This is a genomic window from Solwaraspora sp. WMMA2056 (assembly GCF_030345095.1).
In the GTDB taxonomy this organism is placed as follows: domain Bacteria; phylum Actinomycetota; class Actinomycetes; order Mycobacteriales; family Micromonosporaceae; genus Micromonospora_E.
In genome coordinates this window covers 6,148,554-6,163,100 of record NZ_CP128360.1, presented here as the reverse complement: position 1 = coordinate 6,163,100, position 14,547 = coordinate 6,148,554, and the positions used below count along the sequence as shown (strand labels likewise).

The window sequence follows — 14,547 nt, the reverse complement described above, 5'->3', positions numbered from 1 at the left end:
CGGTATGGGGTCGGGCATTCACAACTGTTGTTAAGGAGTTTTGGTAGCGGAGGTCGTGAAGCATTGAGTGTCCAATTCGACGCAGTTGAGTTTGTCAAGCTTCGAAGGAGCTATCCGGATCTTGTTCTTCGACTGGCGAGGGAGGATGAAGAGGTCGGGTTCGAGGAGACAATGCTATTGCCGATTCCCCAACTACGTATCGTACTGGAGGGTCAAGGGCGCGTTGGGCTCGTTTCCTGTTCGCGTGTAACCGTGCGAAGGTCCGACGATCCCGAAGTCGACGCTTGGGATTCGGGGACGGTGTTGTTCTCGGTCACGTGCAGGCGTCGTCGCGATTAGAACTCCAGTTGTACTTCAGGCTGCCTTGGCTGAGCGCGCAACGAAGCGGACGCCGACGCGGTGTCCGCCATCCGTGACCGGCACGCCGAAGCGCGCGACCACGTACTGAACCGGGTCGCTGCGGCCTAGCTAAGACGGCGAGGAGCCCCCTTTTGCCGGAGGTGTCGACCCCCGGAGCGCAGCTTCCCGGATCTCCCGTCCGGAATCCCGGGCAGGGGTTGCCGGACCCCTTCGGGTCCGGAGACCGGTCCCGGGCCCGGACCTCGGATCTCGGGGGAATCCGAAGGTCCGGCCCGGGACCGGCTTGCGGGGAGCGGTGGGGAACGCTGCGCCCCGGGGGCGTTCAGTGCGGACCGGGCGGCGTTTCTTGGTCCACCTTGGTAACGGTGCCCCGCCGGCGCAGCGCGTCCTTGTACGCCTGGACACCGACCGCCTTGCCGTCGCGGTCGCCGTCCTCGGTGTTGATCTCCCGGCCGTAGAGAGCCACCCACGAGCGCCACTCGGGGAGGGCCAGACCTCCGCCACCCGGAGCCGGACCGGGCGCTTGCCGTCCAGGTGGTCACATTGGCGCAGCGCCACCAGATCCCCGGGGCACACCAGTGGGGCTGAATCAGACATCGTCCAACGCTCCGTACGACTCGGCGGATTCGTCCTTGCCGTCGTGGACATACCCGGCCGGCATCAGCCCGGAAAGATGGAGTACGGCGCGAATCCGCCGCGCGTTCGGTGGGTCCCATCGGTCCAGAATGGTGATCGCCCGGGAGAACGGCCGGCACGGCCCGGGGATGCCGCCGCACCGGTGGCATTCGCCGGTGGTCCGGTTCGGCAGGTGGGTGCGGGCGGTCGAGTTCGCGTCGTGGATCGCCCGGGACAGCTCGGGCGACCGGGCCGATCCATCCACCCGGCCCGGACCCGGGCTGGTCTCCCCGGGGGTCCGCTTCGGCAGCGGCGGCCGACCCGGTGTGGGTGCCGCCGCATCGTCCGCTGCTGTGAACGTGATGTACCGGGCGAGGCGGGGAGTCCCGCCAATGCCGTCATTCCTGATCGACATTTTTCCTCCGAGTGGAGTCGACTGTGGTGTTCGCCGACTTCCACCCTGGACTATCAGCCCCCCACCACAGAAGATAAGAAAAGCCCGGGAGCGACCAGGTGGCAATTGATCAACGCGGGTGACTCCGGGGAATGTCCGGCACCGGTCAGTGGTGCGCCGTGATGAATTGGGGGACGTGAAAGGCTATGTCTGCGAGCGAGTATCTGGTAGAGGACCTTCGTCGTGTCCGGGAGATGCTGGGGCTCACCCAGGAGTCCTGGGGTGAGCGCCTGCACTTCTCGGCGTCGCACGTCGGGGCGGTGGAGCGGGGCGAGCGGCCGGCACTGCCGGACTACCTCGGGGCGGTGGACCGGGTGTACGGCACCGCGTTCATGAAGTTCTATCGGGAGTTCATCCGTGGCGAGTGGACGCCGGTGTGGTATCGACCGTTCGTCGAGTACGAGGGCCGCGCGAGACTGCTGCGGATCTTCCAACCGATGATGATGCCCGGCCTGTTGCAGACCGAGGCATACGCACGCGCTCTGTTGCAGGCGCTCAACACCAAGCCGGAGGAGCTTGAGCCGGCCCTGGCCGCCCGACTGGACCGGCAGGAAATCGTCACCCGGGCCACGAACGCCTGCCGACTGGTGGTGGTGCTCGACGAAATGGTGTTACGCCGGTCGGTGGGCGGGCCGGAGGTGATGCGCGACCAGTTGAAGGCGATCGCCGACGCCAACCAACGGCAGAACGTGCAGGTGCACATCGTGCCGTTCACCACCGGAGGCTATCCCGGGATGCTCGGGCCGATGGTGCTCGCGACCGTGGACGGCCGGACGGTCGGTTTCCTCGAAGGCCACCAGGAAGGGCGGTTGATCGAGGCCAAGGAGGTCTATTCACAGGCGATCCTGTAGAAGTGCAGCCCGATGGCACAGGAGATCGTTTCTGTGAAGGTCGCGAGCGGTCTGCGGTAGTCGGTGTGCAGGATTCTCCAGATCTTCAGATTCGCGATGACCTGTTCGACGACCCAGCGGATCTTGTTGACCTGCCTGTTGTATTCCTTCTGCCACTCTGTGAGCTCGCCGCCCTTGGGCTTCTTGTACGGGGTGATCATGCCGTTGCCGACGTATCCCTTGTCGCCGATCCAGCCTGCAGGATTCAGGCTGACGAGAACACCGGTGTCGTTGATCGCGTACGAGTCGTGGTGGTTGCCGGTGACGGGATCGGAGACCCAGACGAGCGCGCCGTCGAGGGTGCAGGCGACCTGGACGCTCATGCCCGTGGTCTTGTGCTTGCCGGAGTACAGACAGCGGTCCGTGCGCCATGACCAGCAGGGGAACAGGGTGCCGTCGACGATGTACTGGACGGTCGGGTCGAGCTCGTCGGCGGTCGGCACGAACCCCGCCAGCACGCGGTCGAGGACCGGGGTGATGGCGGTGACCGCCCGTGAGATCGTCGACTGGGAGACGCCGTGCGCCTCGGCGATCTCCGCTTGGACGCGGTTGCGCCGCATGTAGGTCAACGTGACCACGAGGGCGCGGTAGAGGCCGAGGATCGGTGGCCACGGTTCCATGCCCAGGTTCCGGCATTCGGCGCGGACCAGCACGCAGAGGTCGCGGATCTGATCGGTCGTGAAGCCGGTGGTATGATACATGTTCGGCGGTCCGCTTTTCTTTGGTTGTTGTGTGGTAACTCCATCCTATGGGAGGGCGGGCCGTCTCATTTATCAGGGGGTCCACTGTGGGCTATCGAGGCCCTGCTGAATAAGCCTCAAGGATGTCACCGAGGCGCTGGAAGAGGACTGGGAAGCTATCCGGGGGTACGCTCTGCCCGGCCAGCAGTCCCACGAGATGATCATGGAGGCGATCGAGACATGGAGCTGACCGAGGCGCGTTGGCGCAAGAGCACCAGGTCCGACAGCGGCAACTGTGTCGAGGTGGCCGACAACCTGCCGGGCCGCGTCTACGTCCGGGACACCAAGGACCGCGACGGCGGTATGTTGGCCTTCGCCCCGTCGTCCTGGTCGAGCTTCGTCGAGCTGGCCAAGACGTACGCCTGAGCTTCCGCGAACCCACTTCCGCTTTCCGTAGCCGGAGTACACAGAGCCCCGGGACCCCGCCCCAGTCGCCACGGTCCCGGGGCTACTCCGTCCGCCCCCGCGAAGGCTCCGTCGTGACGCCCGTGAGCGCGGACCCTTCGCGGCGGACCTGTCCACCGCAGGTCGACAGGGTAGAATTCGGACCCAGTCGCAGCTTCCTCGGAAGTTCCCTTCATTGAGGCGCCCACAGCAGCGCGAGTGCGCCGAACCCGAAGAAGCTTGCAGCTCTCTCGGGAGCTGCCCTTCACTGAGAAGCGACGCCGGTCCGTGTGACCGGCGTCGACTTCTTCGCGGTATGACCCGGTCCGGCGGCGACCACGGCTAGCTTGCAATGCGCTGGCCATCTCTCGTGGGAACGCTGTATGTCCGAGGCATGTCCGATGATTCTGCCGAAGCGATCAGTGAGCGGGTGGCGGCTGTCGGCAAGTCGCCGCTGGCCGATAATGCCCGCCAACCGATCAAGATCACCGAAAGTTCGACGAACACCGAGATCGTCCAGAGGTTGAAGATCAGTAACCGATCTGCTGGTCCATCGACTTCTGACATCGTCGAGGTGATGCGGAACAGCCGACGGTGATCGGTATCAAGGTCCAGGCTCGGTGGATCAGGGCTGATCCTGGTGCGCCGCATTTGTGACTGTGACCATCGGGACCGAGCTGTCAGCACCTTGTACGGGTTCGCCTGGCTGGTCGCGGTCATGCTGGCTGCTGCGCTTCGATCGGTACGCCCTGAACATCGCGATACCTGCCGCCGCCGCGCCGAAGGCCAGAGTCAGCACGGCCGAGGCGACGATGGTGGGTTGGGCACCGATGCCAGTGATCAACGGCCCTCCGGCCATGGTCCCGAGCGGCACGGACAAGGTCACGATGGCGGCGTACGCGGCGAGTACGGGTGCTCTCATGGTGCCGTCGGTCGACTGTTGCAGCAGGGCCATCGTGGTGGCGGGGAACGGCGCCCAGATCAGTCCGCCGACCGCGAACGCGGCAAGGGCAATGCCGGTGGGCGCGCCGACGCCGAGTGGCAGCAGCGCCGCCCCCCAGCCGAGCACGATGGCGATGGTGGTCGGCCACAGTGGCCAGCGGCCGAGGTAGCCGGCGGCGAAGCCGCCGACGATCGCTCCGACCCCGAACACCGTCCAGAACGCGGCGAGGGCTCCGGCCGAGCCGCCGAGTGCCTGTACGGCGTGGATCGGGAGCGCCACCTGCACCGGCCCGTAGAGGAAGAAGAATCCGAAGGTCAGGGCGGACAGGCCCAACAGGGTGCGGTCGCGCCAAATCGCGGTGAAGCCGGCCAGGCTCGACGCCTGCCGCTGCTCGATCGGGGCACGGGCGGTCCTCGGCACGGCGATCAGGTAGGTGATCGCGAGGACGGCGAAGGTCGCGGCGGTGACGGCGATGACGAGGACGGGACCGCCGACACCGATGAGGATCGCCGCCAATGCCGGACCGACCAGCATCGACGCCTCGGCGAACAGGCCGATGAGCGCATTGCCCGCCAGGCGGTGTTCCTGCGGCAGCAGTTCGGCGATGAGGGTGAACCGGCCCGCCGACCCCCAGGACCGCAACAGCGAAGAAAGCCCCAACAGCAGGGCGTACAGCGCGATGTCGAGTACGCCGGCGAGATACACCACTGGGATCACCGCCAGTACCACCGCCCGCAGGACAGCGTCCCACGCCGCCAGTTGGGCACCACTGCGACCGTTCAGCAGCCGGCCGAACAACACGGTGCCGAGCGCACCCGGCAGCGTGTAGGCGGCAACCGCCACCGCCACCCAGACCCCGGCACTGCGCTCAGGCGCCAACTGGATCGCGAGCCAACTGACCGCGAGCAGGCTCATACCCTCGCCAACGTACGACAGAGCGAACCCTGGAAGCAGCCGCCGCAGAACCCGGTGCCTGACCACCGGCCAGTAGGGCGACGACCGGACGAACGACGGCAGGGCTTTCCGGGCTCCCATCCCGAAAGCATTCCAACACCGTCGGTAACACCGCCAGCTGGTTCGCGCCCAGCGGAAACTGAACGCGAGCCCCTCCCAGCGGCTCGTCGTGGCAGCGGAGTTCGGGGAAGGTGCCCTCCCAGAGTCGTCGCAGTTGGGGTGGCAGCCAGAGGTCGGGCCAGAGTCGCCGGAGCAGGTCGGCGTTGAGCCAGGTGTTCAGGTCGTCGACCGTAGCGGCCTCAGCGAGCACCACCTTGTACATGCTGGCGAGGCGAGCGGGCCGGCTCAGGTCGTACTCGGCGTTGCCGGACCAGTCCAGATGGTGGGGGAGGGTGACCACGCCCTCGGTCGGGCCGGTCAACGTGGTGAGGGTGGCCGGCACGACGTACGGCTTGCGGTCTCCGTCGGAGCGGTAGTCCGCTGGCATGTTGAGCATTCTCCTCGGCTGACGGTGGCCCGCGCACCGATCGACGGCGCGCTGGCCCATACTCGTCGGCATGACGCTGACCGGTGGGCGGGCGCACCGCATCTACAGCGTCGTCGTGTTCATCGTGCTCGCCTCGCTGGACAACGTGGCGATCGGTCTGGTCCCGCCGCTGTACGGCAGCATCGCCGACACGTACGCCGTACCGGAAGGGGCGATCGGCGCGGTCACCGCCGCGACGTTCCTGGTCAGCGCGATCGCCGCGGTCGGCTGGGCGTACGTCGGCGACCACGGCAACCGCAAACCGCTGCTGATGGCCGGTACGGTGATCTGGGGCCTCGGCGCGGCCGGTACCGCCCTTGCCGGCAGCTACCCGGTGTTCTTCGCCGCGCAGCTGGTCGCCGCCGTCGGCCTGGGCGCGGTCGCCTCGGTCGGCTTCTCCGTGGTCAGTGACCTGATCACCCCGGCCCGGCGCGGGCTGGTGATGAGCTTCTGGGGGCTGTCGCAGGGCGTCGGCACCCTCGCCGGCACCCTGCTCGGTGGGCTGCTCGGGCACGCCGACTGGCGGCGGCCGTTCCTGGTGCTCGCCGCCGCCGGGCTGGTCGCCACCCTCGCCTACCTGTTCACCGTCGACGTGCGGCGCGGGCAGAGCCAGCCGGAGCTGGCCGGGCGGTTCGCCGCCGGCGGCGAGTACGAGCACCGGATCAGCCGGGCCGACCTGCCGACGATCGCCCGGCGGCGGACCAACGTCTGGCTGGTGGCGCAGGGCCTCACCGCCCAGGTGGCGTTCGGCTCGCTGGTCTGGCTGCCGGCGTTGTTCCGGGCCCGCGCCGAGGAGCAGGGCTACACCGCCGGTACGGCGATCATCGTCGGCAGCGTCTTCGCCACGTTGTTCCAGCTCGGCGGGGCGTTGTCGATCATCGGTGGGCTCGTCGGCGACCGGCTGCAACGGCGTACCCCTCGGGGTCGGGCCCTGGTCGCGGCCGTCGGCATCCTCGCGGCGGTGCCGTTCTACCTGGTGTTGTTCTTCGTCCCGATGCGCATCGACGTGCCCGACGGTGCCGGCGCGGGCGCGGTGACCGCCGCCGTGCTGCGCGGCGTGTTCACCGAGCCGACGATCGGGCTGAGTTTCCTGACCGCCCTGCTCGCCCTGGCGTTGACCTCGGCGAACTCGCCGAACTGGTTCGCGTTGATCGCCGACGTCAACCCGCCGGAGCACCGGGGCACCGTCTACAGCCTCGGCAACCTGGTCAACGGGGTCGGTCGGGCGACCGGCAACGCGCTGCTGCCGGTCGCCCTGCGGGCCATCGGTGGTGCGGTGCCGCCGCCGATGAACTACGCGGTCGGGCTCGCCGTGTTCCAGCTGTTCTTCATCCCGACCGGGATCATGTACTGGCTGGCGTCGCGGACCGCCCCGCGCGACATCGACGACGTGCACACGCTGCTCAGCGAGCGGGCTGCCGAGCCCAGACGGTGACGTCGGTGGGCAGCTGACCGTCGTCGGTCAGCGGTCCGCTGGCGTGCAGCAGCTCGACCCCCGGCGGCAGCGGCACCGGCGCGTCGCTGAAGTTCGTCACCACGATCACCTCGCCAACTGCGAAGGCGAGCACGTCGTCGGGGGAGTCCAACCAGCGCAGCGGACCGCGGCCGAGGCCGTGGTCACGGCGCAGCCGCAGCGCCGTGCGGTACATCTCGAACGTCGAGCCGGGCACGTCGCGTTGCCGGTCGACGGCGTACTCGGCCCAGACCGGCGGCTGCGGCAACCAGCTGGCGTCGGTCGGGCCGAAGCCGTACGACGGGCTGTCGGCCTCCCACGGGATCGGCACCCGGCAGCCGTCGCGGCCGCGTTCGGTGTGGCCGGTGCGTCGCCACGTCGGGTCCTGCCGGGCCTCGTCGGGCAGCGTGGTGTGCTCCGGCAGGCCCAGTTCCTCACCCTGGTAGAGGTAGGCCGAGCCGGGCAGGGCCAGCATCAGCAGGGTCGCGGCACGGGCCCGGCGCAGCCCCAGCGCGCCGTCCGGCTGCGGGTCGTCGGCGCCGATGCCGTTCGGCCGGGGGGTGCCGACCGGCAGCGCCAGCCGGGTCGCGTGGCGCAGCACGTCGTGGTTGGACAACACCCAGGTGGTGGGCGCGCCGACCGCGTCGGCGGCGGCCAACGACCGGTCGATCACCGTACGCTGCGCGGCGGCGCTCCACGCCGCCTCCAGGTATTCGAAGTTGAACGCCTGGTGCATCTCGTCGGGGCGGACGTACGCGGCGAGCCGCTCTGCCGGCTGCACCCACGCCTCGGCGACCAGGATCTGCTGACCGGGGTGGGCGTCGAGGACGGCCCGCCACTGCCGGTAGATCTCGTGTACGCCGTCCTGGTCCCACATCGGGGGTCGGGCCTGCGCGACGTGGTCGCCGGTGGTGGTCTCCGCCGGGTAGTGCCAGTCGGCCAGGTCGGCCTGTTTGACCAGGCCGTGCGCGACGTCGACCCGGAACCCGTCGACGCCCCGGTCCAGCCAGAACCGCAGGATGTCGACGAACTCGTCGCGGACCTGCGGGTTGTCCCAGTTCAGGTCGGGCTGGCCGGCGTCGAACAGGTGCAGGTACCACTGGCCGGGGGTGCCGTCGGGGTCGCTGGTGCGGGTCCAGGCCGGCCCGCCGAAGACCGACCGCCAACTGTTCGGCGGCTCGTCGCCGCCCGGCCCCCGGCCGTCGCGGAAGACGTACCGGTCGCGGGCCGGGCTGTTCGGCGCGGCGGCGAGCGCCTCGACGAACCAGGCGTGCGCCGACGAGGTGTGGTTGGGCACCAGGTCGACGATGACCCGGATGCCCCGCTGGTGGGCCTGCGCGATCAGCTGGTCGGCGTCGGCGAGCCGGCCGAAGATCGGGTCCACGTCGCGGTAGTCGGCGACGTCGTAGCCGGCGTCGGCCTGCGGCGACGGGTAGAACGGCGACAGCCAGACGGCGTCGACACCGAGGGAGGCCAGGTGGTCCAGGCGGGCGACGACGCCGGGCAGGTCACCGAGGCCGTCGCCGTCGGAGTCGGCGAACGAACGCGGGTAGATCTGGTAGATGACCGCGTCCCGCCACCATTCGGTGTCGGCACCCTCGTCGCGGGCACGGGTCAGTGGCGTGTTCACCGGTGGTACTCCTCAGCTCAGCGTCGGTTCAGTTCGGTCTGACGGTTTCCCGGGGCGGCGCGGTCGATTCCCGCAGGACCAGCCGGGTGGGCAGGATCACGCTGGCCTCGGCCGGTTCCCGGGCGGCGGCGCCGGTGAGCGGCCCGAGCAGCGTACGGGCGGCCAGCCGGCCCTGCTCGGCGGCGGGTTGGGCGACGGTGGTCAACCCGACGACCCGGGCCACGTCGTGGTCGTCCACGCCGATGACGCTGACGTCGGCCGGTACCCGCAGGCCGGCCTGGCGCAGCGCGGCGATCGCGCCGAGCGCCATCTCGTCGCAGGCGGCGAAGATCGCGGTCGGCAGCGGGTCGCGGCGCAGCAGTTCGGCGGTGGCCCGGCCGCCGCCGCCGAGGGTGAAGTCGCTCTCCACGTCCAGCGCCGGGTCCGGGGTCAGGCCGGCGGCGGTCAGCGCCTCCTGGTAGCCGCGGCGGCGGTCCAGGTGGGTGGTGAAGGCCAGCTCGTCGGTGGAGCTGCCGGAGATGTGCGCGATCCGGCGATGTCCGAGCCCGAGCAGGTGGTTGGTGGCGGTACGGGCGGCGGCCACGTCGTCGATGCGTACGCTCGGCCAGCCCGGCACGCCGGTGCCGGAGCTGACCGTCACGCCCGGCATCTTCAGCGCGCTGATGGCGGCGAAGTCGGACCGGTGCAGCGGGGTGGCGACCAGCATCAACGCGTCGACCCGCTGGTGCAGGTTGGTGGTGTGCAGCATCCGTTGCCGGGCGTTCTCCCGGCCGCCGAGGTTGTACAGCAGCAGGTCGTAGCCGGCCTGCTGCAACGTGTCCTCGGCGGCCTCGACGACGGTGCTGAAGAACCACCGGGTGATCCGGGGGACGACGACCGCGACCGCCCGGGTCTTGCCGCCGGCCAGCCGCGACGCGCTGGGCGAGGCGATGTATCCGAGCCGCGCGGCGGCGTCGAGGACCCGCAGCCGGGTCGCCTCGGTGACCGTCGGCAGGCCCCGCAGGGCCCGCGAGACGGTCGCCGTGGACACCCCGGCGAGCCGGGCGACGTCGTCGATTCTGGTCATCGGATCAGCACCTCGCCCTCCGCGCGTCACGCGGCCGGCGTTGCCTCGTGGTCAGCCCTTGACGCTGCCGGCGAGCAGCCCTCGGACGAAGTACCGCTGCAGGGACAGGAACACGATCAACGGCACGATGATCGAGACGAACGCGCCGGAGGTCAGCCGTTGCCATTCGTCGCCCCGGGTGCCGGCGAGTTCGGCCAGCCGTACCGTCAGCGGCGCGACCCGGCTCTCCCCACCGGCGAAGATCAACGCCACCAGCAGGTCGTTCCAGACCCAGAGGAACTGGAAGATGCCGAACGCGGCCAGCGCGGGCGTGATCAGCGGCAGCACGATGGTCCGGAAGATCTTCGGGTGGGTGGCCCCGTCGACCCGGGCCGCCTCCATCAGGTCCTTCGGCAGCTGCGAGACGAAGTTGTGCAGCAGGAAGATGCCCAGCGGCAGCGCGAAACAGGTGTGCGCGAACCACACCTGGACGTACCGCTCGTAGCTGTCCAGCCCCCACGCCGGGGTGATCGTGATGCCGGCGATCGTGGTGCCCTGGGAGAAGAACCGCAGCAACGGCACCAGCGCCATCTGCAACGGCACGATCTGCAACGCGAAGATGCCGATGTAGATCAGGTCCCGGCCGCGGAAGTTGATCCAGGCCAGGGCGTACGCCGCCAGCGCGGCGAAAGCCAGCGGGAACAGCACCGACGGGATGGTGATGACCAGCGAGTTGATGAAGTAGCTGGACAACTGCCCGGACGACGAGGAGCGGCCGAACAGCACGTCCTGGTAGTTCTGCAGGGTCACCTGCGGGTCGCTGAAGAAGGTCCACCAGCCGGTGGTCCGGATCTCCTCCGCCGGTCGGAACGACGAGACGAACAGCCCGAACGTCGGGATGGTCCAGATCACCGCGATGACGATCGCGGCGATCGTCGCGAAGGGGGTGTTGAGCCGTTTGCGGACCCGGCCGGTGCGGGTCCGGGGCTGCTCGTCCCCGCTGGTCGCCGGGGCGGCCACGGGGGGCGTGGTGGTGGTCATTGGTCTACACCTCCCGCTGCTTGCGCAGGTTACGGATCTGGTAGATGACGATCGGGATGACCAGGACGAACAGGAAGACCGCCAGCGCCGATCCGTAGCCGTTCTGGCCGTAGCGGAACGCCTGGTTGTACATCTCGTTGGCGATCACGCCGGTGTCGTAGTTGCCGTTGGTCATGGTCCGCACGATGTCGAAGACCTTCAGCGTGGCGATCGAGATGGTCACCACCACGACGATCAGCGCCGGCCGGATGCTCGGCATGGTCACCTGCCAGAACATCTGCCAGGCGTTCACCCCGTCGAGCCGGGCGGCCTCGATGATGTCACCCGGGATGGCCTTGATCGCGGCGGAGAGCACCACCATCGCGAAGCCGGCCTGGATCCAGATCATCACCACGATGAGCAGCAGGGTGTTGAGCGGGGCGTTGAGCTGCAGCCAGCGCTGCGGCTCGAAGCCGAACAGCGTGACCACGTAGTTGAGCAGGCCGTACTGTTCCTGCTCGCCGCCCCGGTAGGCGTAGACGAACCGCCAGATGATGCTGGCGCCGACGAACGAGATCGCCATCGGCATGAACACCAGCGACTTGGCCATCGACTCGAACCGAGCCTTGTCCACCAGGACCGCGTAGATCAGACCGACCGTGGTGGCCACGGTCGGCACCAGGAACACCCAGATCAGGGTGTTGGTGAGCACCTGGAGGATCTCGTCCTGGGAGAACATCCACTGGTAGTTGTCCAGGCCGACCCAGTTCTGGCTGCGTCCGTCCATGAACGACAGCACGGTGGTCCGCAGGGCCGGGATCACCAGCCCGATCCCCAGCAGCAGCAGGGCAGGGAGCAGGAAGAAGAGCCCGAACAGCCCTTCGCTGCCGCGCCCGCTGCGGCGCATCGGCACCGTGCCACCGGCGCCTGCCATGGCGAGCATCCGCTGCTCGCGGCGCCGGGCCAACCGGCTCGGCACCACGTCGAGCAACAGCAGCAGGCCACCGACGATCACCGCGAAGGCGATCAGGCCGTACAGCAGCATCACCAGCTTCGGGAACTGCTCCTCGAAGTCGAAGTACATCCGCCCTCCCAACGGTGCGTCGACTGATCCCCCGTGACGGTGCGGCCGGCCCACCCCGGTACCCCGGGGTGGGCCGGCCGCGTGGTGTCAGCTGGTCGGCCAGGAGCCTTCGATGTAGTCGAGGGTCGTGGGGGTGTCCTGACCACTGAGCCAGTCCACCATGCCGCGCCAGAACGTACCGGCGCCGACGGCGGCCGGCATCAGGTCCGACCCGTCGAAGCGGAACGTGGTGTTCTCGTCCTGCAGGATCTCCACGGAGAGCCGGTCGATCGGGTTCTCCACGTTGGCGATGTCCAGCCCGGTGTTGGCCGACACCCAGTTGCCCAGCGACGCCCGGCTGTTGGCGTACTCCGGCGAAGCCAGGTAGGTCTGCACGGCCTGGACCTCGGGCCGGTCGGCGAACGCCACGGTGAACTCGCCACCGCCGAGGACCGGCTGGCCGGCGCTCGGGTCGTTGGTCGGGAAGTAGAACGCGAAGACGTCGCCGTCCTCGGCCACCTCGGTGCCTTCCGGCCACTGGTTGGCGTAGAAGCTGGCCTGGCGGTGCAGGGCGCAGTCGCCGGCCAGGATCGGGGTGCCCGCCTCCTGGAACGCGGTCGCGGTGATGCTGTCGACGCCACCGAAGCCGCCGTTGACGTACTCGTCGTTCTTGAGGATCGAGCCGGCCTGCTCGAACGCCTCGGCGACCCGCGGGTCGTTGAACGGGATCTCGTGGGTGGTCCACTGGTCGTAGACCTCCGGCGTCTGGGTCCGGAGCATGATGTCCTCGATCCAGTCGGTGGCCGGCCAGCCGGTGGCGTCACCGGACTCGACCCCGACGCACCACGGCTTGGTGCCGCTGGCGGCGATCTGGTCGCTGAGCGCGATCAGGTCGTCCCAGCTCTCCGGCACGGTCCAGCCGTTGTCGGCGAACATGCTCGGCGAGTACCAGACGAAGGACTTGACGTTGGAACCGAGCGGGGCACCGTAGAAGGTGCCGTCGACGGTGCCGTACGCCAGCCAGTCCTCGCTGTAGTTGGCCTCGGCCATCGCCTTGGTCTCGTCTGAGGCGGCCTGCAACTGGCCGGACTCGGCGAAACGGCCGAGCAGGCCGGGCTGCGGGATGAAGGCGATGTCCGGCGGGTTGCCGCCGTCGACCCGCACCTGCAACTGGGCCTCGAACTCGCCGCTGCCCTCGTAGCGGATGTCGATGCCGGTGCAGTCGGCGAACTGACTCCACGACTGCTCGAGCAGGTCCGCTTCGGCGTCGCGGATCGAGGCGTAGATGGTCACCTCGCCCTCGTTGCCCTGGTAGTCACTGTATGGGGCGCATTCCTCGGAGTCCGGGTCCGCGCTGCTGCCACCTTCGGAAACGCACGCCGTCGAGGCGAGTGCCAGGCCGAGCACGCTGGCGAGCGCGAAGGCCTGACGTGGTCTGGTGAAGACCGCCATGGGCGTCCTCTCCCTTCCTAGCCCGGCGGGCTCCGTGATCTGCCACGGTCCGGCCGCCGGTCGTTTGCTGTCTGGGCGTCCTCACATGTAAGCGCTTGCAATGGAAGCGCGTCCAGTCCTGGGCAGCCACGAGGCAGTAACAATTCGGAAACCTCCGTCGGCGGCTGCGTGGTGACGCACGACACGCGGCAGCGCCCTGACTGATGCATCAGCCAGGGCGTGGGGCAGGTCGGTCAGCTGTTCAGCCGCCAGATCGCCAGGTTCAGGGCCGCCGCGAAGGTGACCCAGGCCCAGTACGGCAGCAGCAACGCCGCCGCCAGCCGGGACACCCGCCGAAACAGCAGCACCGTCGCACCGATGGCCAGCCAGAGCAGCACGATCTCGGCGAACGCCAGGCCGTACTGGCCGGCGCCGAAGAACAACGGGGTCCAGGCGGCGTTGAGCACCAGCTGCGCCACCCACAGGCCGATCGCCGGCCCGATGCCGACCCGCCGCCAGACCAGGAAACCGGCCACCGCGATCAGTACGTACAAAACTGTCCAGACCGGGCTGAACAGCCAGGACGGCGGGGCCCAGGAAGGTTGCGCGAGGTCGGCGTACCGGCTGCCGGCGTCGCTGGCGGCCAGGGCACCGAACGCGGCGGCCACGGCGACGGCGGCGGCGAACACGGCCAGTCCCCACCACGGGCGGCGAAGAACCGCAGAGTCAGACACAGCTACTCCAGAGCGCAGACGGGCACGGGTCATCCAAAAGGTGCCGGGGCCACCGTCGCCGGTCCTGTCAGGGAGGATCGGACCAGCTCCGGTGGCCCCGGCGGATACGGGGGGTCAGGTGAATACGGGGGTGTGGTGGCCCGGGGCACGTCAAGCGAACAGGCTGACGCCGCCAGGTCCGACCAGCAGACCGACGACGATCAGGACGATGCCCCAGAGCAGCTGCCGGCGGAACAGGGCGAGAACGCCAGCGACTACCAGTACGACTGCGAGAATCCAGAGAAGTAGCTCCATGGTTGCTGAGT

Annotated in this window: 15 protein-coding genes and 1 pseudogene; 4 read left to right on the top strand and 12 right to left on the bottom strand. The window is 68.9% G+C overall.

Annotated elements, in window-relative coordinates:
- Nucleotides 1–682: 682 nt before the first annotated feature.
- Together O7608_RS27945 and O7608_RS27940 are read right to left on the bottom strand one after the other, a co-directional pair.
- Entirely contained in the window at nucleotides 683–826 is a 144-nt protein-coding gene (locus tag O7608_RS27945) for a hypothetical protein (protein ID WP_289207392.1), read from the bottom strand.
- Nucleotides 827–949: 123 nt separating this feature from the next.
- Nucleotides 950–1,390, bottom strand: a complete 441-nt coding sequence (locus tag O7608_RS27940) for a hypothetical protein (RefSeq protein ID WP_289207391.1) — start codon at nucleotides 1,388–1,390, stop codon at nucleotides 950–952.
- Between the two features lie 185 nt (nucleotides 1,391–1,575).
- Between O7608_RS27940 and O7608_RS27935 the strand changes: the two genes are divergently transcribed.
- On the top strand, nucleotides 1,576–2,280 hold the full coding sequence (locus tag O7608_RS27935; RefSeq protein WP_289207390.1) for a helix-turn-helix domain-containing protein: 705 nt from the start codon (nucleotides 1,576–1,578) through the stop codon (nucleotides 2,278–2,280).
- On the opposite strand, the gene O7608_RS27930 is transcribed toward O7608_RS27935, so the two are convergent.
- On the bottom strand, nucleotides 2,259–3,020 hold the full coding sequence (locus tag O7608_RS27930) for a transposase family protein (protein ID WP_289207389.1): 762 nt from the start codon (nucleotides 3,018–3,020) through the stop codon (nucleotides 2,259–2,261). The two genes, O7608_RS27935 and O7608_RS27930, sit on opposite strands and share 22 nt — an antisense overlap.
- 219 nt (nucleotides 3,021–3,239) lie before the next feature.
- Between O7608_RS27930 and O7608_RS27925 the strand changes: the two genes are divergently transcribed.
- Nucleotides 3,240–3,425, top strand: coding sequence for a DUF397 domain-containing protein (locus tag O7608_RS27925; protein ID WP_289207388.1), 186 nt, complete (start codon nucleotides 3,240–3,242; stop codon nucleotides 3,423–3,425).
- 412 nt (nucleotides 3,426–3,837) lie between these two features.
- Entirely contained in the window at nucleotides 3,838–4,041 is a 204-nt protein-coding gene (locus tag O7608_RS27920; protein ID WP_289207387.1) for a hypothetical protein, read from the top strand.
- Between the two features lie 27 nt (nucleotides 4,042–4,068).
- Here the strand turns inward: O7608_RS27920 and O7608_RS27915 are convergent, their stop codons facing one another.
- A complete protein-coding gene (locus O7608_RS27915; protein WP_289211068.1) occupies nucleotides 4,069–5,367 on the bottom strand; it encodes an MFS transporter in 1,299 nt (432 codons plus the stop codon).
- Nucleotides 5,368–5,518: 151 nt separating this feature from the next.
- Nucleotides 5,519–5,929 (bottom strand): annotated as a pseudogene (locus tag O7608_RS32045) (hypothetical protein); the annotation flags it as partial.
- On the opposite strand from O7608_RS32045, the gene O7608_RS27905 reads away from it, so the two are divergent.
- A complete protein-coding gene (locus tag O7608_RS27905) occupies nucleotides 5,898–7,301 on the top strand; it encodes an MFS transporter (RefSeq protein ID WP_289207386.1) in 1,404 nt (467 codons plus the stop codon). The pseudogene O7608_RS32045 and the gene O7608_RS27905 overlap by 32 nt on opposite strands.
- Here the strand turns inward: O7608_RS27905 and O7608_RS27900 are convergent.
- The 7 genes from O7608_RS27900 to O7608_RS27870 form a co-directional block, all read right to left on the bottom strand.
- Complete coding sequence (locus O7608_RS27900; protein ID WP_289207385.1) at nucleotides 7,270–8,949, bottom strand: glycoside hydrolase family 13 protein; 1,680 nt, start codon at nucleotides 8,947–8,949, stop codon at nucleotides 7,270–7,272. The genes O7608_RS27905 and O7608_RS27900 overlap by 32 nt on opposite strands.
- 28 nt (nucleotides 8,950–8,977) lie before the next feature.
- Nucleotides 8,978–10,015, bottom strand: coding sequence for a LacI family DNA-binding transcriptional regulator (locus O7608_RS27895; RefSeq protein ID WP_289207384.1), 1,038 nt, complete (start codon nucleotides 10,013–10,015; stop codon nucleotides 8,978–8,980).
- A 51-nt stretch (nucleotides 10,016–10,066) separates the two neighbouring features.
- Nucleotides 10,067–11,035: a carbohydrate ABC transporter permease gene (locus O7608_RS27890; RefSeq protein ID WP_282226025.1), complete on the bottom strand. Its 969-nt coding sequence runs from the start codon at nucleotides 11,033–11,035 to the stop codon at nucleotides 10,067–10,069.
- A gap of 4 nt (nucleotides 11,036–11,039) precedes the next feature.
- The gene (locus tag O7608_RS27885; RefSeq protein WP_289207383.1) at nucleotides 11,040–12,098 is read right to left on the bottom strand and encodes a carbohydrate ABC transporter permease; all 1,059 of its coding nucleotides are present in this window, start codon (nucleotides 12,096–12,098) and stop codon (nucleotides 11,040–11,042) included.
- An 87-nt stretch (nucleotides 12,099–12,185) separates the two neighbouring features.
- Complete coding sequence (locus O7608_RS27880) at nucleotides 12,186–13,529, bottom strand: ABC transporter substrate-binding protein (RefSeq protein WP_289207382.1); 1,344 nt, start codon at nucleotides 13,527–13,529, stop codon at nucleotides 12,186–12,188.
- 233 nt (nucleotides 13,530–13,762) lie between these two features.
- The gene (locus tag O7608_RS27875) at nucleotides 13,763–14,275 is read right to left on the bottom strand and encodes a TspO/MBR family protein (RefSeq protein WP_289207381.1); all 513 of its coding nucleotides are present in this window, start codon (nucleotides 14,273–14,275) and stop codon (nucleotides 13,763–13,765) included.
- Nucleotides 14,276–14,392: 117 nt separating this feature from the next.
- Nucleotides 14,393–14,536: a GPGG-motif small membrane protein gene (locus O7608_RS27870; protein ID WP_199757467.1), complete on the bottom strand. Its 144-nt coding sequence runs from the start codon at nucleotides 14,534–14,536 to the stop codon at nucleotides 14,393–14,395.
- Nucleotides 14,537–14,547 lie beyond the last annotated feature (11 nt).

Bases quoted from the DNA above. Each gene is read 5' to 3' on its own strand.
- O7608_RS27875 (WP_289207381.1), bottom strand. From the start codon at position 14,275: ATGACCCGTGCCCGTCTGCGCTCTGGAGTAGCTGTGTCTGACTCTGCG.
- O7608_RS27935 (WP_289207390.1), top strand. From the start codon at position 1,576: ATGTCTGCGAGCGAGTATCTGGTAGAGGACCTTCGTCGTGTCCGGGAG.
- O7608_RS27930 (WP_289207389.1), bottom strand. From the start codon at position 3,020: ATGTATCATACCACCGGCTTCACGACCGATCAGATCCGCGACCTCTGC.
- O7608_RS27925 (WP_289207388.1), top strand. From the start codon at position 3,240: ATGGAGCTGACCGAGGCGCGTTGGCGCAAGAGCACCAGGTCCGACAGC.
- O7608_RS27895 (WP_289207384.1), bottom strand. From the start codon at position 10,015: ATGACCAGAATCGACGACGTCGCCCGGCTCGCCGGGGTGTCCACGGCG.
- O7608_RS27885 (WP_289207383.1), bottom strand. From the start codon at position 12,098: ATGTACTTCGACTTCGAGGAGCAGTTCCCGAAGCTGGTGATGCTGCTG.
- O7608_RS27870 (WP_199757467.1), bottom strand. From the start codon at position 14,536: ATGGAGCTACTTCTCTGGATTCTCGCAGTCGTACTGGTAGTCGCTGGC.
- O7608_RS27920 (WP_289207387.1), top strand. From the start codon at position 3,838: ATGTCCGATGATTCTGCCGAAGCGATCAGTGAGCGGGTGGCGGCTGTC.
- O7608_RS27880 (WP_289207382.1), bottom strand. From the start codon at position 13,529: ATGGCGGTCTTCACCAGACCACGTCAGGCCTTCGCGCTCGCCAGCGTG.
- O7608_RS27905 (WP_289207386.1), top strand. From the start codon at position 5,898: ATGACGCTGACCGGTGGGCGGGCGCACCGCATCTACAGCGTCGTCGTG.
- O7608_RS27890 (WP_282226025.1), bottom strand. From the start codon at position 11,035: ATGACCACCACCACGCCCCCCGTGGCCGCCCCGGCGACCAGCGGGGAC.
- O7608_RS27940 (WP_289207391.1), bottom strand. From the start codon at position 1,390: ATGTCGATCAGGAATGACGGCATTGGCGGGACTCCCCGCCTCGCCCGG.